The sequence below is a fragment of the Aeromonas aquatilis genome (genome assembly GCF_054052405.1).
Map to the genome: position 1 here is coordinate 1 of NZ_JBSTYP010000017.1, position 16,842 is coordinate 16,842.

The window sequence follows — 16,842 nt, forward strand, 5'->3', positions numbered from 1 at the left end:
GGGGCGTACAGCTTCACCCCGGCCGCCAACTACAATGGCGCGGTGCCGGTGGTTACCTATGTGCTGACCGACGGCTCGGGTCCGACCGACAGCTCGACCCTGAGCATCACCGTGACCCCGGTGAACGACGCACCTACTACCTCCGGCGGTTATTCCCAGGGTGAAGAAGATATGCCGCTTACTTTGAAGTGGAGCGACTTCAAGGCCAGCGATGTCGATACCGCTGCGGCTCAGCTGTCGATCAAGATCACCTCACTGCCGGCTGATGGGGTGCTGCAGTACAAGGATGCCAACGGTAACTGGCAGTCAGTGGTGAAAGATCAGGTATTTAGCCAGGCCGATATCGTCGCCGGCAAGCTGCAGTTCCTGCCTGACCAGCATGAGGCGAGCGGGTCGGTGAGCAGTGGTGCAAACACCGGAGCGGACGGTAACAAGCTGGGGGATTATGCGTCGTTCGGTTATCAGGTGAGCGACGGGGTAAACAACAGCGGTAATGCGACCTTTGTGGTTGACGTCAAGCCGGTGGCTGACGGCGTGACGCTGAAGGTTGAGCTGGTGAGTGGCGGGTTTGTGCCGGGCGCGGTGAAGGTGGAGCAGATTGTGTCCGGCCTGAATGGCAAGACGCCTTCTACGTCGCCGACTGGCGGAGATGATTATCTGGTTTCCAGTAATGGCAACTGGGTTCAGGCCGGTGGCGGCAACGACACGATCAAATATGGCAGTGGTGGCAGCTTCCAGGCCGATGGCGGGGTGGGTAACGACATACTGATCGGTGGTGCCAGTGTCAACGATCACCTGATTGGTGGCGATGGCGATGACATTCTGATCGGGGGTAAAAACGCAACTTCCTCGGTCAAGCTGCAGGGGGATGGAGGTAACGACACGCTGATTGCCCAGAGCTTGAAGGCCTCTACCTCATATTATGGTGGCGATGGTCTGGATGTGGCCTATATGCCGGGTTCGATGAAGGATCTGAAGCTGGTGACGACAGGGTTGCCACCGAGCTGTAATTACCGATTGGTTTATCAAGATCCGGTTAGCGGGGCGCTGACCAACCATGATTTTTACAGCGTTGAGACCCTTTACCTGCAAGATGGCAAGTATGAGTTCAAGGATGGCAACCTGACCAAGGTGGCTGATCTGGCGACGTTGAAAGTGGATGTCGATCTGATCGATACCGATGGCAGCGAACATTTTACCGAGCTGACCATCAAAGGGTTACCTCAGGGGACGCTACTGTCAGGCGGCACACTGCAGGCAGACGGCAGCTGGAAGGTGCCAGCCAGCATGCTGGATAAAGACGGGAAATTGTCGCTGCAGGTGGAGTTGCCTGTCGGTAGCCAGAATATCAAGGTGACCGTGGTGGCCGGCTCGCAAGAGTATGACATGAATGGTCAGCCGATAGCCGGTGAAGTGAAATATACCGAAGCGGATACCGGCTTTATGGTCAAGCCCAGCAATCCGAACGGTGATAACACTGTCGAGGGTGGGCGTGGTGATGATGTATTGCTGGGAGATATCGGTGGTATCAAGACCTCGGTTGAACCGGGCAAAAATTACAATATCGCTCTGATCGTTGATATGTCGGGTAGCATGAAGTGGGGATTAGATGGCAGCCAATCTCCTGCAGCGGGTAAAGACAGAATGACGTTGACGATTGCAGCGCTGAAAGTGCTGGCCAATCAGCTTGCAGATCATGATGGTGTCGTTAACGTGACGCTCATAGGCTTTCATGAGTGGGCAAGTTCACTGTTGACGATTAACGATCTCTCCAAGAGTAATGTGCAGTCATTTATCGACAAGGTCAGCTCGTTGTCTGCTGGCGGTGTGACCAACTATGAGGATGCCTTTATCAAGGCGACCGAGTGGTTTAACAGCAAGCCTGGTAGCAGCTCCGGATTGACCTTTGAGAATGTCACTTATTTCCTGACCGATGGTGATCCGACGGCTTATAACGGGAACAGAAACGCATCTGAATCAGATGCGATGCAAAAAGCCATCGATGCGTTTGCTCCTTTATCTGGGCAGAGCGAGGTCAAGGCGATCGGCATCGGTAATGGCGTGACGAAGGAGAATCTGAATTATTTTGACAACACGCAGGTGACTGGCTCAGGCAGTGAATATGAAAACACTCTGTTACTGAATGATTTTTCTGGCAATGCGGGGTCTTGGAACACGAGTAGCTGGAGCAAGACTGGCGATAGCTCGGGGAGTGTCACAAGGGTCGGTAGTCGGTTGGAGTTGAAGGACAATGCGGGAAATGATGCGTCGGTATTTGCCAGCGAAAAAATGACATTGGTGGCTGGTAGCGGTCTGCGCTTCGACCTTGGCAAGGGTGGTGATGTCGGCTCCGCTGACAGTTTCTCGGTGCAACTACAACGCTGGAACGGCACTTCCTGGGTGAATGTGGGCGCTGCTGTGACCTCCATTGGCACCATCAGCAGCGGCGCGCTGCTTGCCGGGGATTACCGTTATGTCTTTACCATAAACGAGGGGAGAAACTCAGGAACAGCTACCCTGACTATCGATAACCTGAGCAAGGTGACCTACCCGCCGGTTGGCCAACCCGATATCATCACCACGGCAGATCAGCTTAAGGCTGTGCTGGTTGGCAGTTCGACCACCAATACACCTGCGGCAGTGGGGGCGGATGTCCTGCACGGTGGCGCGGGTAACGATGTTCTGTTCGGGGATGCCATCAACACCGACAACCTGCCCTGGGGCACGGCCGGTAATCCGGCCAAGCCAGCAGATTGGGTTGATGGTAAGGGACTGGATGGGCTGACCCAGTTCCTGACCTTGAAAAACGGTTATGCACCCAGCTCGATAGAGCTTTACGAGTACATTAAGGGAAATGCCAACTCACTTGATGTGGCGGGCGATACCCGAGGGGGCAACGACAAGCTGCACGGTGGTCTGGGGGACGATATCCTGTTTGGCCAGGGCGGTGACGATGAGCTCTACGGTGACGATGGCAAGGATATCCTTTATGGCGGCACCGGCAGCGACAAGCTGGATGGTGGTGCCGGGAACGATATTCTGAGCGGCGGCTTGGGCAACGATACTCTGAGCGGTGGTTTGGGCAACGATACTCTGAACGGTGGTCTGGGCAATGACATACTGACCGGTGGCGATGGAGCGGATATCTTCGTGTGGAACAAGGGGGATACCGAATCAGGCAAGTTGGCCGTTGATACTGTCACGGACTTCAAACCGAGCCTGAGTGATCCGACGCTGCGCGACAAGCTGGATCTGAGTGATCTGCTGGATCACGATGGCGCTAAAAATGAATCATCATTGAAAGGTTTGTTGTCTGTGTTTGAAGATAGCCAAGGCGTGCATTTCAAGGTCAGCGAGTCGCAGGGGGGCCTTGCTACCCAAGAGATCGTGTTGTCTGGTCATAGTTTTGCAAGTCTGACCGGTAATAGTGCGTCAAGTGCCAGTCAGGTTATCGACTACATGTTGGCCAACAACATGCTCGATATCGACAAGTAAGCCCAATTTGGGGCAATAAAAAAGCGGCAGAGCAATCTGCCGCTTTTTTTATCTTTGCAGGGAAGAGAAATCAGTTGCCGAGGGTGGCGAACAGGCTCTGCTCCAGGGTGCCGCGGGAGACGCAGACCGGCTTGATGGACGGGGCCGGTACACGCTCGCCTGAGGATTCAACGAAGAACAGCTCGGTGTTGCCCTTGACGTTGACGGTGGCCACGCTGCTGTTACCGCTCTGGGTGATGATCAGGTTGATCTGCAGGTTCGGGTTGCCCAGTGCAACTTTGGAACCCATGGTACCGCAGTCCAGCCACTCCAGCCCGTCGGCTGACTGGTTGACGTTGGCGGTCATCAGGCCGGAGCCACGCTGGCTGTTTTCGATGGTGAGGCCGTGATCGGTGAACCACTTCTCGGCGCGTGCCCACACCAGATCCACCGGGATCGCCATTTCCTGAGTGTTGTTGGTTGCCTTGGCAATTGGCTGGTTGTAGCGATACTCCTCACCGCCGTTATTGTCACCAGCACAACCAACCAGCAGCAGCGCCAATGCGCTCCCCATCATCTTTTTCATCTTGTTTCTCTCGTCCATATCACCAGGCCATTGGCCAACCGGCGCCTATTATCGCCGGAGCGACAATCTCTGTCAGCAACCATCCAGCGTTCGGTGTTATGGGGAGGTGATCGGGGTGCTTTACAAAATGGGTTTGCTATCATAGATTTGCTCGAAATTCCTCCATAAGCGCCCCTGTGACCAACATGCTCACCCCGGATCTGCTGCAGCAGATCATCGACCAATTGCCAATGAGTATCTTCTGTCGGGATAGTCATGGGCGTTATCTGTTCGCCAATCGTGAGTTCGCCCGTGAAGCCAAGCTGGAGTCGCCTGCCGAGGTAGTCGGCAAGACAGATGCAGAGATGCCCTGGGGCGATCTCTTTCGCAGTGAGGATGAACAGCTGCTTGCCGGGGGCGTGCCGATGCTGTATCAGCAGCTCCATTGCAACCGGGGTGGTGATACCTGCTGGATGGAGGTGCACAAGGTGCCTCTTTACACCCCGCAGGGAGAGGCGTGCGCAGTGTTCGGCGTAGTTAACGAGATTGCCCAGCGCAAGAGCCTGGAACAGACGGTCAAACAGCAGCAGTTGTTGCAGCGTTTTCTGCTCGATGCCATTCCTGATCTGATCCGTTTCGATGATCACAATGGGGTGCTGCTGGAGTGCAATCAGGCGTTTCTCGACTTTATCGGCCAGGGGGCGGATGAGGTGCTGGGTCAGCAACTGCCGTTCCGGTTGTCGGCGCCGCAGGGGATGGGCCACGGCGAGTGCTGTCTGCTGGATGCCAGTGGGCAGGGACGACACATGGAGATCACCCGGGTCGATGTCCCCGATGGTGACGGCCACTCCCTCGGGATCCTGACGCTGGGGCGTGACATCACCGGTCTGCGCACCACTCAGGCGCAGTTGCAGCAGGAGCAGCACTACGACAGTCTGACCGGACTGCTCAAACTCTCCCGGTTCTTGCAGACCAGCCGCCATCTTGGGGGGCGCAATGCCACATTGGTGCTGGTCGATCTGCACCATTTTCGTGAGATCAACGATCGCTTCGGGATCCGGATTGCTGACCGCCTGCTCAGCCAGGTGGCCAAGCGGTTGCAGCAGCTGGTACCGCCGCGTTCCCTGCTCTGTCGGGTCGCTGCCGATGACTTCAGCCTGCTGCTGCCGGACTTCAACGAGCCATTGCAGGGGTGGAGCCAGCATCTGCAGCAGCAGTTGATGGAGCACTATCAGGTGGAAGATCACCGCATCCAGATCCCGGTGTTTCTGGGAGTGGCCCAGGGGCGGGCAAGCGATGCCGAGCGGTTGCTCAGCCATGCCGAGGCTGCGCTGGCGCAGGGCAAACGGCAGCAACAGTACTGCACCCTGTTTGATCCCGAGCTGCATGCCCGGCTCAAGCGGCGTCAGCTGATCGCCGCTCAGTTGCCGCTCGCCATCAAGTCAGCCCAGCTGGTTGCCGTCTATCAGCCCATCATTTGTACCCGCACCCACCGGCTGCACGGGGCCGAGCTGCTCTGTCGCTGGCCCCATCCCGAGCTTGGGATGATCTCCCCCGACGAATTCATGCCGTTGGCGGAAGAGATGGGGATCATCGGTCAGCTTGGTCAGCTGATGCTGGAGCAGGGCTGTGCCCAGCTGGCGCAGTGGCAAACTGCGCAGCCGGATATGGTGCTCTCCATCAACCTCTCGCCGCTGCAGTTTCGTGATCCGGCGCTCTGTGAGCGGGTCTCGGCCTGCATCGCTCGCCATGGTCTCAAGGCCAGTCAGCTGGAGCTGGAGATCACCGAAGGGGTACTGATGGAGAACGCCGATGAGATTGAGACCAACCTCGACAACCTGATCGCCGCCGGTTTTCAGCTGGCCATCGACGACTTCGGTACCGGTTACTGCTCGCTGGCCTACCTGCCGCGTTTGCAGGTGGCGACCCTCAAGCTGGATCGCAGCTTCACACAGGGGCTGGCCAGCAATAGCGCGACCACCGCTATCGTGCGTTCGGTGATCGGGTTGGGCCATGAGCTCGGGATCCGGATCACCGCCGAAGGGGTTGAGACACCCGAGCAGCAGTTGTGGTTGACCGAGGCGGGGTGTGATCGGTTACAGGGCTATCTATTCAGTCGCCCCCTGCCGCCAGCGGAGTTTGCCGCCAGTTATCTGGTGTGAGATATCGCCAGAAACAACAAGGCCACCGCAAGGTGGCCTTCAGATTGCTGAAGAACCCCCTCTTTTTCAAAGAGGGGGTTCTTTTTTCGCTCGGCGTCATGGGGCTGCTCATTGGCTGACAAGTCGGCCTATCGGCCATCTTCGCCATGAAAAAGGCATCAAAGACCATGCTATCGCCCTAACAAGACCATCTGCCGGGGAATTCGGCGGAGTCGGGCCCTTACTCCCCTTCCTGCTCTGCACCAACGCGATTTTCTTCATGTTCTGGCACGCGGCGGCCAGCAGTCCTTGCATCTGCACTTTGCCCAGACCCCGATAACGCGCATATCGGTGCCCGTGATGCTGTTTCGCATCCGCAAAACTGCGCTCCACCGTCTCTTGCCGCCCCTTGTAAATCTGTTTGCCCACTTCGCTCAGCCGGTTTTCGGCTATCCGCTCCCGGTCTCCCTGCCAGACATGCCGGCTTAATTGCTTGATACCCTTTTTACTGCGCGTGCATTGCGCCCGTAGCGGGCATTCCCGGCACTTGTCCGGGTCGCTGGCATACAGCCGGTATCCCTCCCCGTTGGTGGTCTGGTAGCGCAGGATTTCGTTTTGCGGGCAGTGGTAGCAGTCTTGCTGCGCATCGTAGCGATATTCACGTTTGGCCAGCATGCCCTTCCTTTTCGAGGGGCGGCAGTAGCCAATGACGCTGTGTGCCAACCCTCGCTCAATCAGCCCATGGCATTAGCAAGGGGGCATTGCTATAGCCCGCATCCAGTCCCACCGCTTCGACGTCAAAGCCAAAGGTCTCGATTTGTCGGTCCAGCCTGGCGAGATAGGGCACGCTGTCATGGACGTTGCCCGGGGTGATGAAGCTGTCGGTGATGATGGCGTATTTGGCATCGACCGTGCGGTGGTCAAGGTAGAAGAAGCCCTTGGGTTTGCCCTCGCGCACCATGTAGCCGCTATCGGGGTCGGTGGTGCTCTGCTTGATGGTCCGCGTTTCCCCGGTGGGGGTGGCAGCTTGAGACTTGCCTTGCACTGGTTGCTCCGATTGCTCCGATTGCTCCGATTGCTCCGATTGTGCGGCTTTTACCCGGCGGCGCAGCGGTTTTTTCCCATGCTGTTCACGGTCCTCATCGATAGCCTGCTCCAGCTCATCAAGATAGGCTTTGGGGGTGACAGTGACCTCGACCTCGGTCAGCTTCTTCTTGTTGGCATTGGCTTGCAGGTGGGTGCTGTCGGTATAGAGAACCCGGCCGCCGACCATCCGGTAGCTCATGGCCTGATTGACGATTTCATCGAAGATGTCCTGATAGATAGAGGACTCGGCAAAGCGGCGGCGGCGGGTCTGACAGAAGCTGGAGGCATCAATAACCTTGTCGGTCAGCCGCATGCGCAAGAACCAGCGATAGGCCACGTTGAGGTGAATTTCCTGAACCAGACGGCGCTCACTGCGAATGCCAAAGAGATAGCCGATGAAGAGCATCTTGAAGAAAAGAACCGGGTCGATGGCGGGGCGGCCATTGTCTGGGCAATAGCAGTGGCGAACCTTGTCGCGAATGAATTCAAAGGAGATGAACTTGCCGATTTTGCGCAGGAGGTGGTCTTGGGGGACGAGTTCCTCAAGGGTGACCATCTCGATCTCAAATTGTTGGGGTGCGGGTTCTCTGAGCATGGTGCAGTCCATTTATTGGCCATGCAGCAATTAGATCAAACCCCGGGATCGGCGTCCAGGGGTTTGTCAGCAGTCTGAAGGCCACCGCAAGGTGGCCTTGTTGTTTTACGATGGAGGCAGGATCAATCCTGGAAGTAGGTACCCCAGCCATCGTAATCCACCCCGTATTTTTCCAGGATGGGCAGCATCTTGGCGATATCGGCTACGATCGCTTCGACATTCAGCTTGCACTCGATGGTGGCATCGAAGCAGAAGATGGTAGCGCCGTCATCCAGTTCCATCTCTTCGGCATCGGTCACTTCAAAACCGGCCTTGAACAGGTCAACCGCTGCTTTTTCCAGACGGTCGAAATCCTGGCAGGCGAAGTGGTGCTCGATGTCGTAATCCGCATCGGGATTGCTGCCATCGGCCAGCAGTTCGTTGACGATCTCGGTGGTCTCATCACGCCACTCTTGCATATTCAGACTCATGTTGCCTCCAGGCGGTATCATTGCGGCAAAGCATACTCGCAGAGTGGATTCGGCTCAATGCGGCGGACCCACTGAACCTCGAATTTCCATCATATTAGCGCAGACTGCAGGGGGTTCAGAGGCCAACAAGTACGGGAAACGGGACTGGAATGGCGAATAAATGGTCGTTTCGTTCGGTTGTTGAGCGAACGCGCTTTTTATCGTGCCATCATGGTTGACACTCTACGCAGGAAAGGGTTTAATGCGCGCCGTTGCCCAGATAGCTCAGTCGGTAGAGCAGGGGATTGAAAATCCCCGTGTCGGCGGTTCGATTCCGTCTCTGGGCACCAAAATTCCTCCTTAGTTCAGTCGGTAGAACGGCGGACTGTTAATCCGTATGTCACTGGTTCAAGTCCAGTAGGAGGAGCCAAATTCGAAAAGCCCGCTCAATCGAGCGGGCTTTTTCATTTCTAGTTGCTGTTGCATGCTGCCAAAAAGAGCGTTGCGCCACAGGTGGCACTGAACAGCAGCATTCCGGTCTGCAGCATGCTGCCAGGGCATGGCTTCTTCTCTCTTTTTCTGGCCCTGATCCACTTCGGTTTCATCACATTCCCTTATCCATGTTGTCAGCCTGAATGGCTGCACTCCTGTGCAGGCAAGCCATCTTTGTTGAATGGCGCCATGGCGTCAATCTCCCCCGCAAAACAATTAATTCAGCACCGTTGAAGAGCGGCTTGTCGGGTGATGTTTCGACCTTTAAGCCATTGTTAACATTTTGGAAAACCGGAGTGACCCCAAGGCAGGGTGGGGCTATGATGGGTGCAATGATGTTCCCATCCTGACGGAGAGATCCCAGATGAACAGCCCCTTGAGCTATGTACTGGACGGTATTCATTGTGAGCCGCACTTTTTTACCGTTCCCCTCGATCATGATGAGCCGGATGGTGACAGCATTACCCTGTTTGCCCGCACCCTCTGCCGTAAAGACAAGCTCGATGAGAAGTTGCCCTGGCTGCTGTTTCTGCAAGGTGGGCCGGGGTTCGGGGCACCGCGCCCGACGGCCAACAGTGGTTGGCTCAAGCGGGCGTTGCAGGAGTTCAGAGTGCTGCTGCTGGATCAGCGCGGCACCGGGATGTCGAGCCCCATCCATGGCCATGCCCTGGCCAACATGACCCCGACCGAACAGGCGGAGTATCTCAGCCATTTTCGCGCCGACAGCATAGTGCAAGATGCCGAGTTCATCCGGCAGGAGCTTAGCCCCAAGCATCGTTGGAGCCTGCTGGGGCAAAGCTTTGGCGGTTTTTGCTGCCTGACCTATCTCTCGCTCTTCCCCGATAGCCTGCGGGAGGTCTATATCACCGGCGGTATCGCGCCGATCGGCCGCAGTGCCGAGGAGGTTTACCGCGCCACCTACCAGAGGGTGGCTGACAAGAACCGTGCTTTCTTCGCCCGCTTCCCCCACGCTCAGGGGATTGCCAACCGGTTGGCCAACCATCTGCACCAGCACGATGTGCGACTGCCCAACGGCCAGCGCCTGACGGTGGAGCAGTTCCAGCAGCAGGGGCTGGATCTCGGTGCTACGGGTGCTTTCGAGGAGCTTTATTACCTGCTGGAAGAGGCCTTTATCGGCGACACGCTGAGCCCGGCCTTTCTCTATCAGGTGCAGAGCATGCAGCCATTCAATACCAACCCGTTGTTTGCCATCTTGCACGAGGCTATCTATGCCGAAGGGGAGGCGACTCGCTGGGCGGCGGCTCGGGTCAGGGGGGAATTCCCGGCGGTGAACTGGGCACCCGGCAAGGATTTCGCCTTCACCGGCGAGATGGTTTACCCCTGGATGTTCGAGCAGTTCCGCGAGTTGCTGCCCCTGAAAGAGGCGGCTCATTTGCTGGCCAACAAGGCGGACTGGGGTGCGCTCTATGATCCGGCACAATTGGCCCGCAACCAGGTGCCGGTAGCCTGCGCTGTCTATGCCGAGGATATGTATGTGGAGTTTGACTACAGTCGCGAAACTCTGCGTGGTCTTGGCAACAGTCGCGCCTGGATCACCAATGAGTATGAGCACAACGGTTTGCGTGCCGATGGTGAAGCGATTCTTGATCGCCTGATCGCCTTGAATCGCGACCGTTAATTGCCGTTATCGGCAACCATCGCGGGAGCTCGGATTCCCGCGATGGTTGTTATGAAAGCGTGACACCCTGAACCTTGACCCGTATCCGCCAGACGATGAGTGGATAGCCGGCTGATTAATTTCCCCCTCTTTCACTGTCTCTGTCGATCCCTCACCATATACTTGCCAAACGACTCTGTATTGAGTAGCGGTCAAACCGATTGACCAACCCGTGCTCGTTACCATTAGAAAGTCGCTCCGATGCTCTGTATCCGCGTATCTGATATGCCATCTCTGCATGCCCCGCTATCCGGGGGAGGGGATGGTCGTGCTTTTCAATCAAGATAAGGATGTATGATGAGAAAGTCTCTGTTGGCCTGCTCCCTGTTGCTGTGCCCTGTCGTGTTTGCTGCGACCCCCCATTGGGAATATAGCGGCGAGGCGGGGCCTGCCCACTGGGCAAAGCTGACCCCGGAGTTTGGTCAGTGTGCGGGCAGCAATCAGTCGCCGGTTGACCTGAGCGGGCTGGTCGAGGCCAAGCTGGCTCCGCTGGCGCTCCACTATCAGGCGGGTGGCAAGACCGTGGTCAATAACGGTCATACCGTGCAGGTCGGTTATGCCCCGGGCAGCACCTTGCAACTCGATGGCACTACCTTTGAGCTCAAGCAGTTCCACTTCCACGCCCCGAGTGAAAACCTCATCGAGGGCAAATCCTATCCGCTGGAAGGGCATCTGGTACACGTCAGTGACAAGGGAGAGATCGCGGTAGTGGCGGTGATGTTCGAGGCGGGCAAGGCGAATTCGGCACTGGCGGCAGCCTGGAGCGCGTTACCTGCCAAGGTGGGGGAGATCCAGGCCCTCAAGGCGCCGCTCTCCGCTGAGCAACTGCTGCCCGAGAACCGTGACTACTATCGCTTTAGCGGTTCCCTCACCACGCCGCCCTGCTCGGAAGGGGTGCGCTGGCTGGTAATGAAGCAGCCGGTCGAGGTCAGTCAAGCCCAGATCGATGCCTTCAAGGCGGTGATGCACCACCCCAACAACCGGCCGGTGCAACCACTCAATGGGCGCGTGGTACTGCAATAACACAGCGCAGCTGATAGCAAAAACAACAAGAGGGCCGCGAGGCCCTCTTTTACATGGCGAGGTGTCGGTGTGCGATCAGAGGCTGGCGGCGATGCGGGCGCCGAGGGCCGCGTTGTTCAGTACCAGCTGGATGTTGGCGGCGAGCGAGTTGCCGCCGGTCAGCTCGCAGACGCGGGCCAGCAGGAAGGGGGTTGACGCCTTGCCCTTGATCCCCTGCTCGTCCGCTTCATGGAGCGCCCGGGCAATGGCTGCGTCGATATCGGCTTTCGGCATGGCGTGTGCGGTCGGGATGGGATTGGCCACCACGGCGCCGCCCGCCAGTCCCAGCTCCCACTTGAGGCGCAGCGCCTCGGCGATGGCTGCCGGGGTATCGAGGCGATAATCGACCCTGAAGCCGCTCTCGCGGGTGTAGAAGGCGGGCAGCTCCTCGGTTTGATAGCCGATCACCGGCACCCCTTGCGTCTCCAGATACTCCAGAGTCAGCCCGATATCGAGAATTGATTTGGCACCGGCACAGACCACTGCCACTGGCGTTTGCGCCAGCTCCTGCAGATCGGCCGAGATATCGAAGGTCTCCTGCGCGCCGCGATGTACCCCGCCAATGCCACCGGTGGCAAAGACCCGGATCCCCACCATGGCAGCGATGATCATGGTGGAGGCGACCGTGGTGGCTCCCATCCCCTTGCGCGCCAATACGAACGGAATGTCGCGGCGGCTGCACTTGGTGACGCTGTGGCCTGCCCGGCCCAGTGCTTCCAGCGCACCGGCATCCAGACCCACCTTGAGGCGGCCGTCGATGATGGCGATGGTGGCCGGAATGGCGCCGTTATCGCGCACCACCTGCTCCACCTGACGGGCCGTCTCCACGTTCTGCGGATAGGGCATGCCGTGGGAGATGATGGTGGATTCGAGGGCGACGACCGGTTTGCCGGCGGCTAGCGCGGCAGCAACTTCCGGTTGGATATCGAGGTAAGCGTTCAGCATGAGTACTCCTCCAGTATGCGGTCAACGGCGGTCTTGCTCAGACCGGAAAAAACGGTATCGGAACAATTGACGGTGAGGGCGGCGCAGCCCAGGGCAAAGCGGGTGGTTTGGGCTATGTCGAGCTGTTGCAGCCAGGCGTGGGCGAGGCCAGCCATAAAGGCATCCCCGCCGCCGGTGACGTTGAGTACCGGACTGCCCAGCACCGGCAGGTGGCCCTGCTGCTCGCCATCGCTGTAGAAGATCCCCTGTTCACCCAGACTGAGGAACAGTCGCTTGACCCCGGCGCGGTGGAACCAGGCGGCCACCATGGGCCAGGTTTCGGGTCCGGCGATGGTTATGCCGCACAGCTGCTCAGCCTCGCTGCGATTGGGTTTGAGGGTGTGGATCTTGCCGAGCCAGGGGCGGATCTTCTCCACCTTGGCCACCGAAACAGTATCGACAAAGATGGCGTGATCACCCTGCCGTTCAAACAGCCAGTCGAGGGTGTGGATGGCCAGATTGGTGTCGAGCACCCAGAGCCGGGCACCGCCGAGAAAGCCGCCGAGTGGGGTCAGGCGGGCAGGAGTGAGCTGCTCGATAATGGCCATGTCATTGATGGCACAGCTCATTTCGCCGCTGCCATCATGCAGGCTGAGATAACAGGAGGTGGTGTGGCCATCGAGCACCAGAGTCTGGCGCACATCGACGCCGGCCCGCTGGCTTACCTCCAGCAGATGGTGACCATACTGGTCGTTGCCGACAGCAGTCAGCAGTCGGGTATCACTGCCGAGCCGCGCCAGATTCTCGGCGATATTGCGGCCAACACCACCGGCCGAGGTACGCACCTTGCCCGGATTGGAGTCGCCGAGCAGCAGGTTGTCGTTGCTGGTGCCGCAAATATCCATATTGGCGCCCCCAATCACCACGACGTAGGGGCCTTCTCGCAGTACATACCCTCTGCCTTGCACATATCCCTGCCGGATCAGGCTGGAGATGTGGCTGGCCAGCGCGGAGCGGCTGATGCCGAGGCGATCGGCCAGCTCCTGCTGGGCAATCATGGGATCCTGACGCAGCAGGGCGAGGATCTCTTGTTCACGCTCAGTCATAGACAAGTATCCATTTACAAACGTTTGTCCATTATTGCTGGGAAACGTTTGCTGGCTATCGACTTGTACAAAATTTGTCGGGTTGCGCACAAAAAATCGACATTCGTGATGGGGCGACGAGTCGTTGAGCCTGGCGAGGTACTTTTAACGGGTCGATGACCTCGCAGCTGATTATAATGGCCGCCGCAAGATTAAGGAGAGATGATGGAAAAGAGTGCATTCTGCTGCGTGGGGCTGGTCAATCCCAAGTCCCCGGAAAATGTTGGTTCCGTGATGCGGGCGGCCGGTTGCTACGGGGTAGACGAGGTCTACTACACCGGCAACCGCTTCGAGCTGGCGCGCCGCTTTGCCACCGATACCAAGCAGATGGTGGAAAAGATCCCGCTGCTCGGGGTGGATGATCTGATGGCGTTTATCCCGCAGGGATGCGTGCCCGTGGTGGTCGATCTGATCGATGGCGCTACGCCGCTTCCCGACTATATCCATCCGGAACGCGCCTTCTATATCTTCGGGCCGGAGGATGGCACGCTCGATCCCGCCCTCTATGGCGCGGTGAAAGATGTGGTCTATGTACCGACCAAGGGCTGTATGAATCTGGCCGCTTCGGTCAATGTGATCCTCTATGACCGGCTGGCAAAGGGATATCGACAGCCCTGAATCGTGGTGTGGCGATGGATAATCACACAGTAATGGAAAAAGTGCTGTTCAGTGGCAAGTTGCTGGATGTGGTGACTGCGGGTGTCTCTTGTTCTTTACTGGCTGATCCCTCTTTCTTGGCTGCGTCAGCCTGCAAGCGAGCAATTTCAGCCATGATCACTGCCAGCTGCTGTTGCAGCACTTTTATCTGTTCTTGTCGCAGCTTTGCTGACTCTTTATCCGTTGGCGCATCATCCCCATTAGGTTTTGTCAGGTTACTGATCTGTTTTTGAATTTTCGCCGCCTTGGCTTGTAATTGCGCAATTTTTCCTTGGGGTTCACCAGAATGATTGTTGTCACTGGCTGCCGTTTCATGGCGACCGATGGCTGAGGGGGGGTAAGGAAATCTGCATGCTGGCTCCCGTTATTGTTAATTAATTTGATTAATTAACCCCTTATCGGCCAAGCGTCGAGATACTTAATTTCTTTCTTCTATCACTGCATTAATGGTCATCAGATCGGAGCTTTTTTTCCTGCTCCTCGATAAAACCGCGATAGTAGTCATAGAGCTGATTGCGCCGATAAATATCAGCCAGGGTGCCGTCGCTAATCAACTTGACCATCTCTTGATCCCACAGTTGCAGTAGCCTGTGACCCTGTGCGGTGTCGGCAAAGATGGGATAGGTCGGGATCCAGCGCAGGAAGGCGCGATGCAGGTCGGTGGGGATGTCATCATCCGCATAGAGCACGCCGGCAGTCAGGTAATAGCGATGGCGCTCTTTGCCGAGTAGTTGCAGGGCCATCTCATCGCTATCGATCTCATGCCACTGCATGGTGACAGCAATGTATTTTTCGAATGCCCAGCCTCGTCGCCATACCACAGATTGTCCCTGCAGGCTTTTTTCCCCCTGCCACTTGGGCTGCCATTTTTGGAGCATGAACACGGTCAGGTCATCGGCCGACGCAGGATAGCGAGGTTGTCGTACACCGATGACTTCATCGCGATATACCCCCATTGCCATATCGCCTCCTTTTTTGGCAATGACAGCGAGAGCTCGTTTATAGGGCACGATATGGGGAGTGATTTGATAACCGTGGGGTTGGTAGATGGCGCGGACCTGATCGAGATAAATGCCTTTGCCATCTTGTTGGCAAAAGCCGGGCCAGTCGTCGCAATAAACCTCAATAGAATCTGCCCGGCAATTAACCACCGAGCACAAACAACAGAGCAACAGACAGATGCGTAGCATGGTCAGAGCTAGCCTCGTTGGGGCAGAGGAAAAAACTGATACCCTGCTTTATACCATGGCATTGATCGTGGCAGGGCGTAGAAAAAATCTCGCATCTCCATTTTGCGACAGGGTCGAGGGTTATTTGCCATCGTCTTGTTATGATCAGGAAAAGATTCAATAGTGCCCCAATCAGGAGAGGAGACTGCATTATGCCATCGATTAAAACGCTGCTCTGTCCGGTCGATTTTTCCCAGATGTCTCGCGCGGTACTCGACTATGCCGTTTTCATGGCACAGAGCCATCAGGCACAGCTCAAGCTGATCCACGTGGTTGATCAACTGTATGGTTTTGACAGTTACAAGATCCTGCATATGACGGCCATCGAGATCACCCACGAGATGGAGCGTCAGGCCAGAACCCAGCTCAAAGAGCTGGTTGCCACCCTGCCGATCCCGGCCACCTTTGATATTCGCTTTGGTCGCGCCGCCGATGAGATCGTCATTCAGGCCAAGGAGGATGAGGTTGAGCTGATCGTGATGGGCAGCCATGGCCGCTCCGGTATCAGCCATCTGCTGGTAGGCAGTGTCGCCGAGTCTGTGGTGCGCCATGCTCCCTGCCCGGTACTGGTGGTGCGCCAATAACGCGCCCCGTTTAGCGTGAAAAGCGTAACAAACAAGGCCAGCGATTGCTGGCCTTGCTTTTTCTCGCTAGCCGTGGGCGTAGATGACACTCCCTCCCTTGATGGTATCTATGATGGCCCTAGCCTGCTCTTTGGGCAGGGCGGGGCAACCCCAGCTGCGGCCCAGCTTGTCATATTTGCGCAGATGGGTGGGGCTGGCATAGGCGGCGCCGTGTACCACGATGGCACGCTTGCGGGCATTGCTGTTCTTGCCGGGGCTGAGCCCGTCCAGCCGCAGGGAGTAGCCATGCTTGCCCAGATAGGTTTCTGCGGTGCGATAGACTCCGAGGGAACTTTGGCGGGAGTTGAGCTGGTTGGAAAAGCGCTTTGCGGCCAGTTCACCTGAGTTGCGGCCATGGCTGACCCAGGTGTGATAGAGCAGCTTGTGGCGTTTCATATCGATGACAAACAGCCTGCGCTGGGTGGATGGCTTGCTGTAATCGATGATGGTTAGAATGGGTTTGCGTTTGTGGCGCACGGTTTGAAAACTGTTGAGGGCCTGACGAAAGATCTGTTTATCCAGCTTGCCAGCCAGACCCAGCTGGCGATAGAGGCTCTGATCCCCGCTTGCATGCGCCTGGCCGTCCAAGCTGATGGCGAGCAGCAGTGGCAACAGCGGCCACATCAGCCAGTGTTTGTGTCGGGCGTATCCTTTCATCCGTGAATTACCTCGCTATTCCCGGCCGTTCAGGCGTTCGCAGATACTCCATTATCCGCTCAATA

Annotated in this window: 13 protein-coding genes, 2 tRNA genes and 1 pseudogene; 8 read left to right on the forward strand and 8 right to left on the reverse strand. The window is 57.2% G+C overall.

The genetic code is table 11. The features are described 5' to 3' along the window. The first annotated feature begins 48 nt into the window (after positions 1-48). Entirely contained in the window at positions 49-3,495 is a 3,447-nt protein-coding gene (locus tag ACW5W8_RS08465) for a type I secretion C-terminal target domain-containing protein (RefSeq protein ID WP_498627333.1), read from the forward strand. Positions 3,496-3,565: 70 nt separating this feature from the next. Here ACW5W8_RS08465 and ACW5W8_RS08470 read toward each other — a convergent pair whose 3' ends face one another. Next, positions 3,566-4,060, reverse strand: a complete 495-nt coding sequence (locus ACW5W8_RS08470) for a hypothetical protein (RefSeq protein ID WP_498627334.1) — start codon at positions 4,058-4,060, stop codon at positions 3,566-3,568. A 185-nt stretch (positions 4,061-4,245) separates the two neighbouring features. Between ACW5W8_RS08470 and ACW5W8_RS08475 the strand changes: the two genes are divergently transcribed. Beyond that, entirely contained in the window at positions 4,246-6,201 is a 1,956-nt protein-coding gene (locus ACW5W8_RS08475) for a sensor domain-containing protein (RefSeq protein ID WP_498627418.1), read from the forward strand. Between the two features lie 108 nt (positions 6,202-6,309). On the opposite strand, the pseudogene ACW5W8_RS08480 reads toward ACW5W8_RS08475, so the two are convergent. Both ACW5W8_RS08480 and rraB read right to left on the reverse strand, forming a co-directional pair. Next, positions 6,310-7,861 (reverse strand): annotated as a pseudogene (locus ACW5W8_RS08480) (IS1182 family transposase). A 122-nt stretch (positions 7,862-7,983) separates the two neighbouring features. Continuing rightward, complete coding sequence (rraB, locus tag ACW5W8_RS08485) at positions 7,984-8,319, reverse strand: ribonuclease E inhibitor RraB (RefSeq protein ID WP_026034893.1); 336 nt, start codon at positions 8,317-8,319, stop codon at positions 7,984-7,986. Positions 8,320-8,584: 265 nt separating this feature from the next. Between rraB and ACW5W8_RS08490 the strand changes: the two genes are divergently transcribed. From ACW5W8_RS08490 to ACW5W8_RS08505, 4 genes are all read left to right on the forward strand, one after another. Next, a tRNA-Phe gene (locus tag ACW5W8_RS08490) sits at positions 8,585-8,660 on the forward strand. Between the two features lie 4 nt (positions 8,661-8,664). Beyond that, positions 8,665-8,740: transfer RNA gene (locus ACW5W8_RS08495), tRNA-Asn, on the forward strand. Between the two features lie 426 nt (positions 8,741-9,166). Beyond that, complete coding sequence (locus tag ACW5W8_RS08500) at positions 9,167-10,441, forward strand: alpha/beta fold hydrolase (RefSeq protein WP_498627336.1); 1,275 nt, start codon at positions 9,167-9,169, stop codon at positions 10,439-10,441. 336 nt (positions 10,442-10,777) lie between these two features. Then, the gene (locus ACW5W8_RS08505; protein ID WP_498627421.1) at positions 10,778-11,503 is read left to right on the forward strand and encodes a carbonic anhydrase; all 726 of its coding nucleotides are present in this window, start codon (positions 10,778-10,780) and stop codon (positions 11,501-11,503) included. A 75-nt stretch (positions 11,504-11,578) separates the two neighbouring features. Here the strand turns inward: ACW5W8_RS08505 and ACW5W8_RS08510 are convergent, their stop codons facing one another. Further along, positions 11,579-12,487, reverse strand: coding sequence for a pseudouridine-5'-phosphate glycosidase (locus tag ACW5W8_RS08510; RefSeq protein ID WP_498627337.1), 909 nt, complete (start codon positions 12,485-12,487; stop codon positions 11,579-11,581). Next, positions 12,481-13,572, reverse strand: a complete 1,092-nt coding sequence (locus ACW5W8_RS08515) for a PfkB family carbohydrate kinase (protein ID WP_498627339.1) — start codon at positions 13,570-13,572, stop codon at positions 12,481-12,483. The genes ACW5W8_RS08510 and ACW5W8_RS08515 overlap by 7 nt, the downstream gene beginning before the upstream one ends. A 204-nt stretch (positions 13,573-13,776) precedes the next feature. Between ACW5W8_RS08515 and ACW5W8_RS08520 the strand changes: the two genes are divergently transcribed. Further along, the gene (locus tag ACW5W8_RS08520) at positions 13,777-14,229 is read left to right on the forward strand and encodes an RNA methyltransferase (protein WP_498627423.1); all 453 of its coding nucleotides are present in this window, start codon (positions 13,777-13,779) and stop codon (positions 14,227-14,229) included. 22 nt (positions 14,230-14,251) lie between these two features. On the opposite strand, the gene ACW5W8_RS08525 is transcribed toward ACW5W8_RS08520, so the two are convergent. Both ACW5W8_RS08525 and ACW5W8_RS08530 read right to left on the reverse strand, forming a co-directional pair. Further along, complete coding sequence (locus ACW5W8_RS08525) at positions 14,252-14,593, reverse strand: FlxA-like family protein (protein ID WP_498627424.1); 342 nt, start codon at positions 14,591-14,593, stop codon at positions 14,252-14,254. 118 nt (positions 14,594-14,711) lie between these two features. After that, positions 14,712-15,458: a transporter substrate-binding domain-containing protein gene (locus ACW5W8_RS08530; RefSeq protein WP_498627340.1), complete on the reverse strand. Its 747-nt coding sequence runs from the start codon at positions 15,456-15,458 to the stop codon at positions 14,712-14,714. 191 nt (positions 15,459-15,649) lie between these two features. Here ACW5W8_RS08530 and ACW5W8_RS08535 point away from each other — a divergent pair, with 191 nt between their 5' ends. Beyond that, positions 15,650-16,081, forward strand: coding sequence for a universal stress protein (locus ACW5W8_RS08535; protein ID WP_498627342.1), 432 nt, complete (start codon positions 15,650-15,652; stop codon positions 16,079-16,081). Between the two features lie 66 nt (positions 16,082-16,147). Here ACW5W8_RS08535 and ACW5W8_RS08540 read toward each other — a convergent pair whose 3' ends face one another. After that, positions 16,148-16,777, reverse strand: coding sequence for a murein L,D-transpeptidase catalytic domain family protein (locus ACW5W8_RS08540; protein WP_498627344.1), 630 nt, complete (start codon positions 16,775-16,777; stop codon positions 16,148-16,150). Positions 16,778-16,842: the final 65 nt, after the last annotated feature.

Excerpts from the sequence above, each read along its gene's own strand:
- ACW5W8_RS08470 (WP_498627334.1), bottom strand. The coding sequence starts at position 4,060 with ATGAAAAAGATGATGGGGAGCGCATTGGCGCTGCTGCTGGTTGGTTGT.
- ACW5W8_RS08475 (WP_498627418.1), top strand. The coding sequence starts at position 4,246 with ATGCTCACCCCGGATCTGCTGCAGCAGATCATCGACCAATTGCCAATG.
- rraB (WP_026034893.1), bottom strand. The coding sequence starts at position 8,319 with ATGCAAGAGTGGCGTGATGAGACCACCGAGATCGTCAACGAACTGCTG.
- ACW5W8_RS08500 (WP_498627336.1), top strand. The coding sequence starts at position 9,167 with ATGAACAGCCCCTTGAGCTATGTACTGGACGGTATTCATTGTGAGCCG.
- ACW5W8_RS08505 (WP_498627421.1), top strand. The coding sequence starts at position 10,778 with ATGAGAAAGTCTCTGTTGGCCTGCTCCCTGTTGCTGTGCCCTGTCGTG.
- ACW5W8_RS08510 (WP_498627337.1), bottom strand. The coding sequence starts at position 12,487 with ATGCTGAACGCTTACCTCGATATCCAACCGGAAGTTGCTGCCGCGCTA.
- ACW5W8_RS08515 (WP_498627339.1), bottom strand. The coding sequence starts at position 13,572 with ATGACTGAGCGTGAACAAGAGATCCTCGCCCTGCTGCGTCAGGATCCC.
- ACW5W8_RS08520 (WP_498627423.1), top strand. The coding sequence starts at position 13,777 with ATGGAAAAGAGTGCATTCTGCTGCGTGGGGCTGGTCAATCCCAAGTCC.
- ACW5W8_RS08530 (WP_498627340.1), bottom strand. The coding sequence starts at position 15,458 with ATGCTACGCATCTGTCTGTTGCTCTGTTGTTTGTGCTCGGTGGTTAAT.
- ACW5W8_RS08535 (WP_498627342.1), top strand. The coding sequence starts at position 15,650 with ATGCCATCGATTAAAACGCTGCTCTGTCCGGTCGATTTTTCCCAGATG.
- ACW5W8_RS08540 (WP_498627344.1), bottom strand. The coding sequence starts at position 16,777 with ATGAAAGGATACGCCCGACACAAACACTGGCTGATGTGGCCGCTGTTG.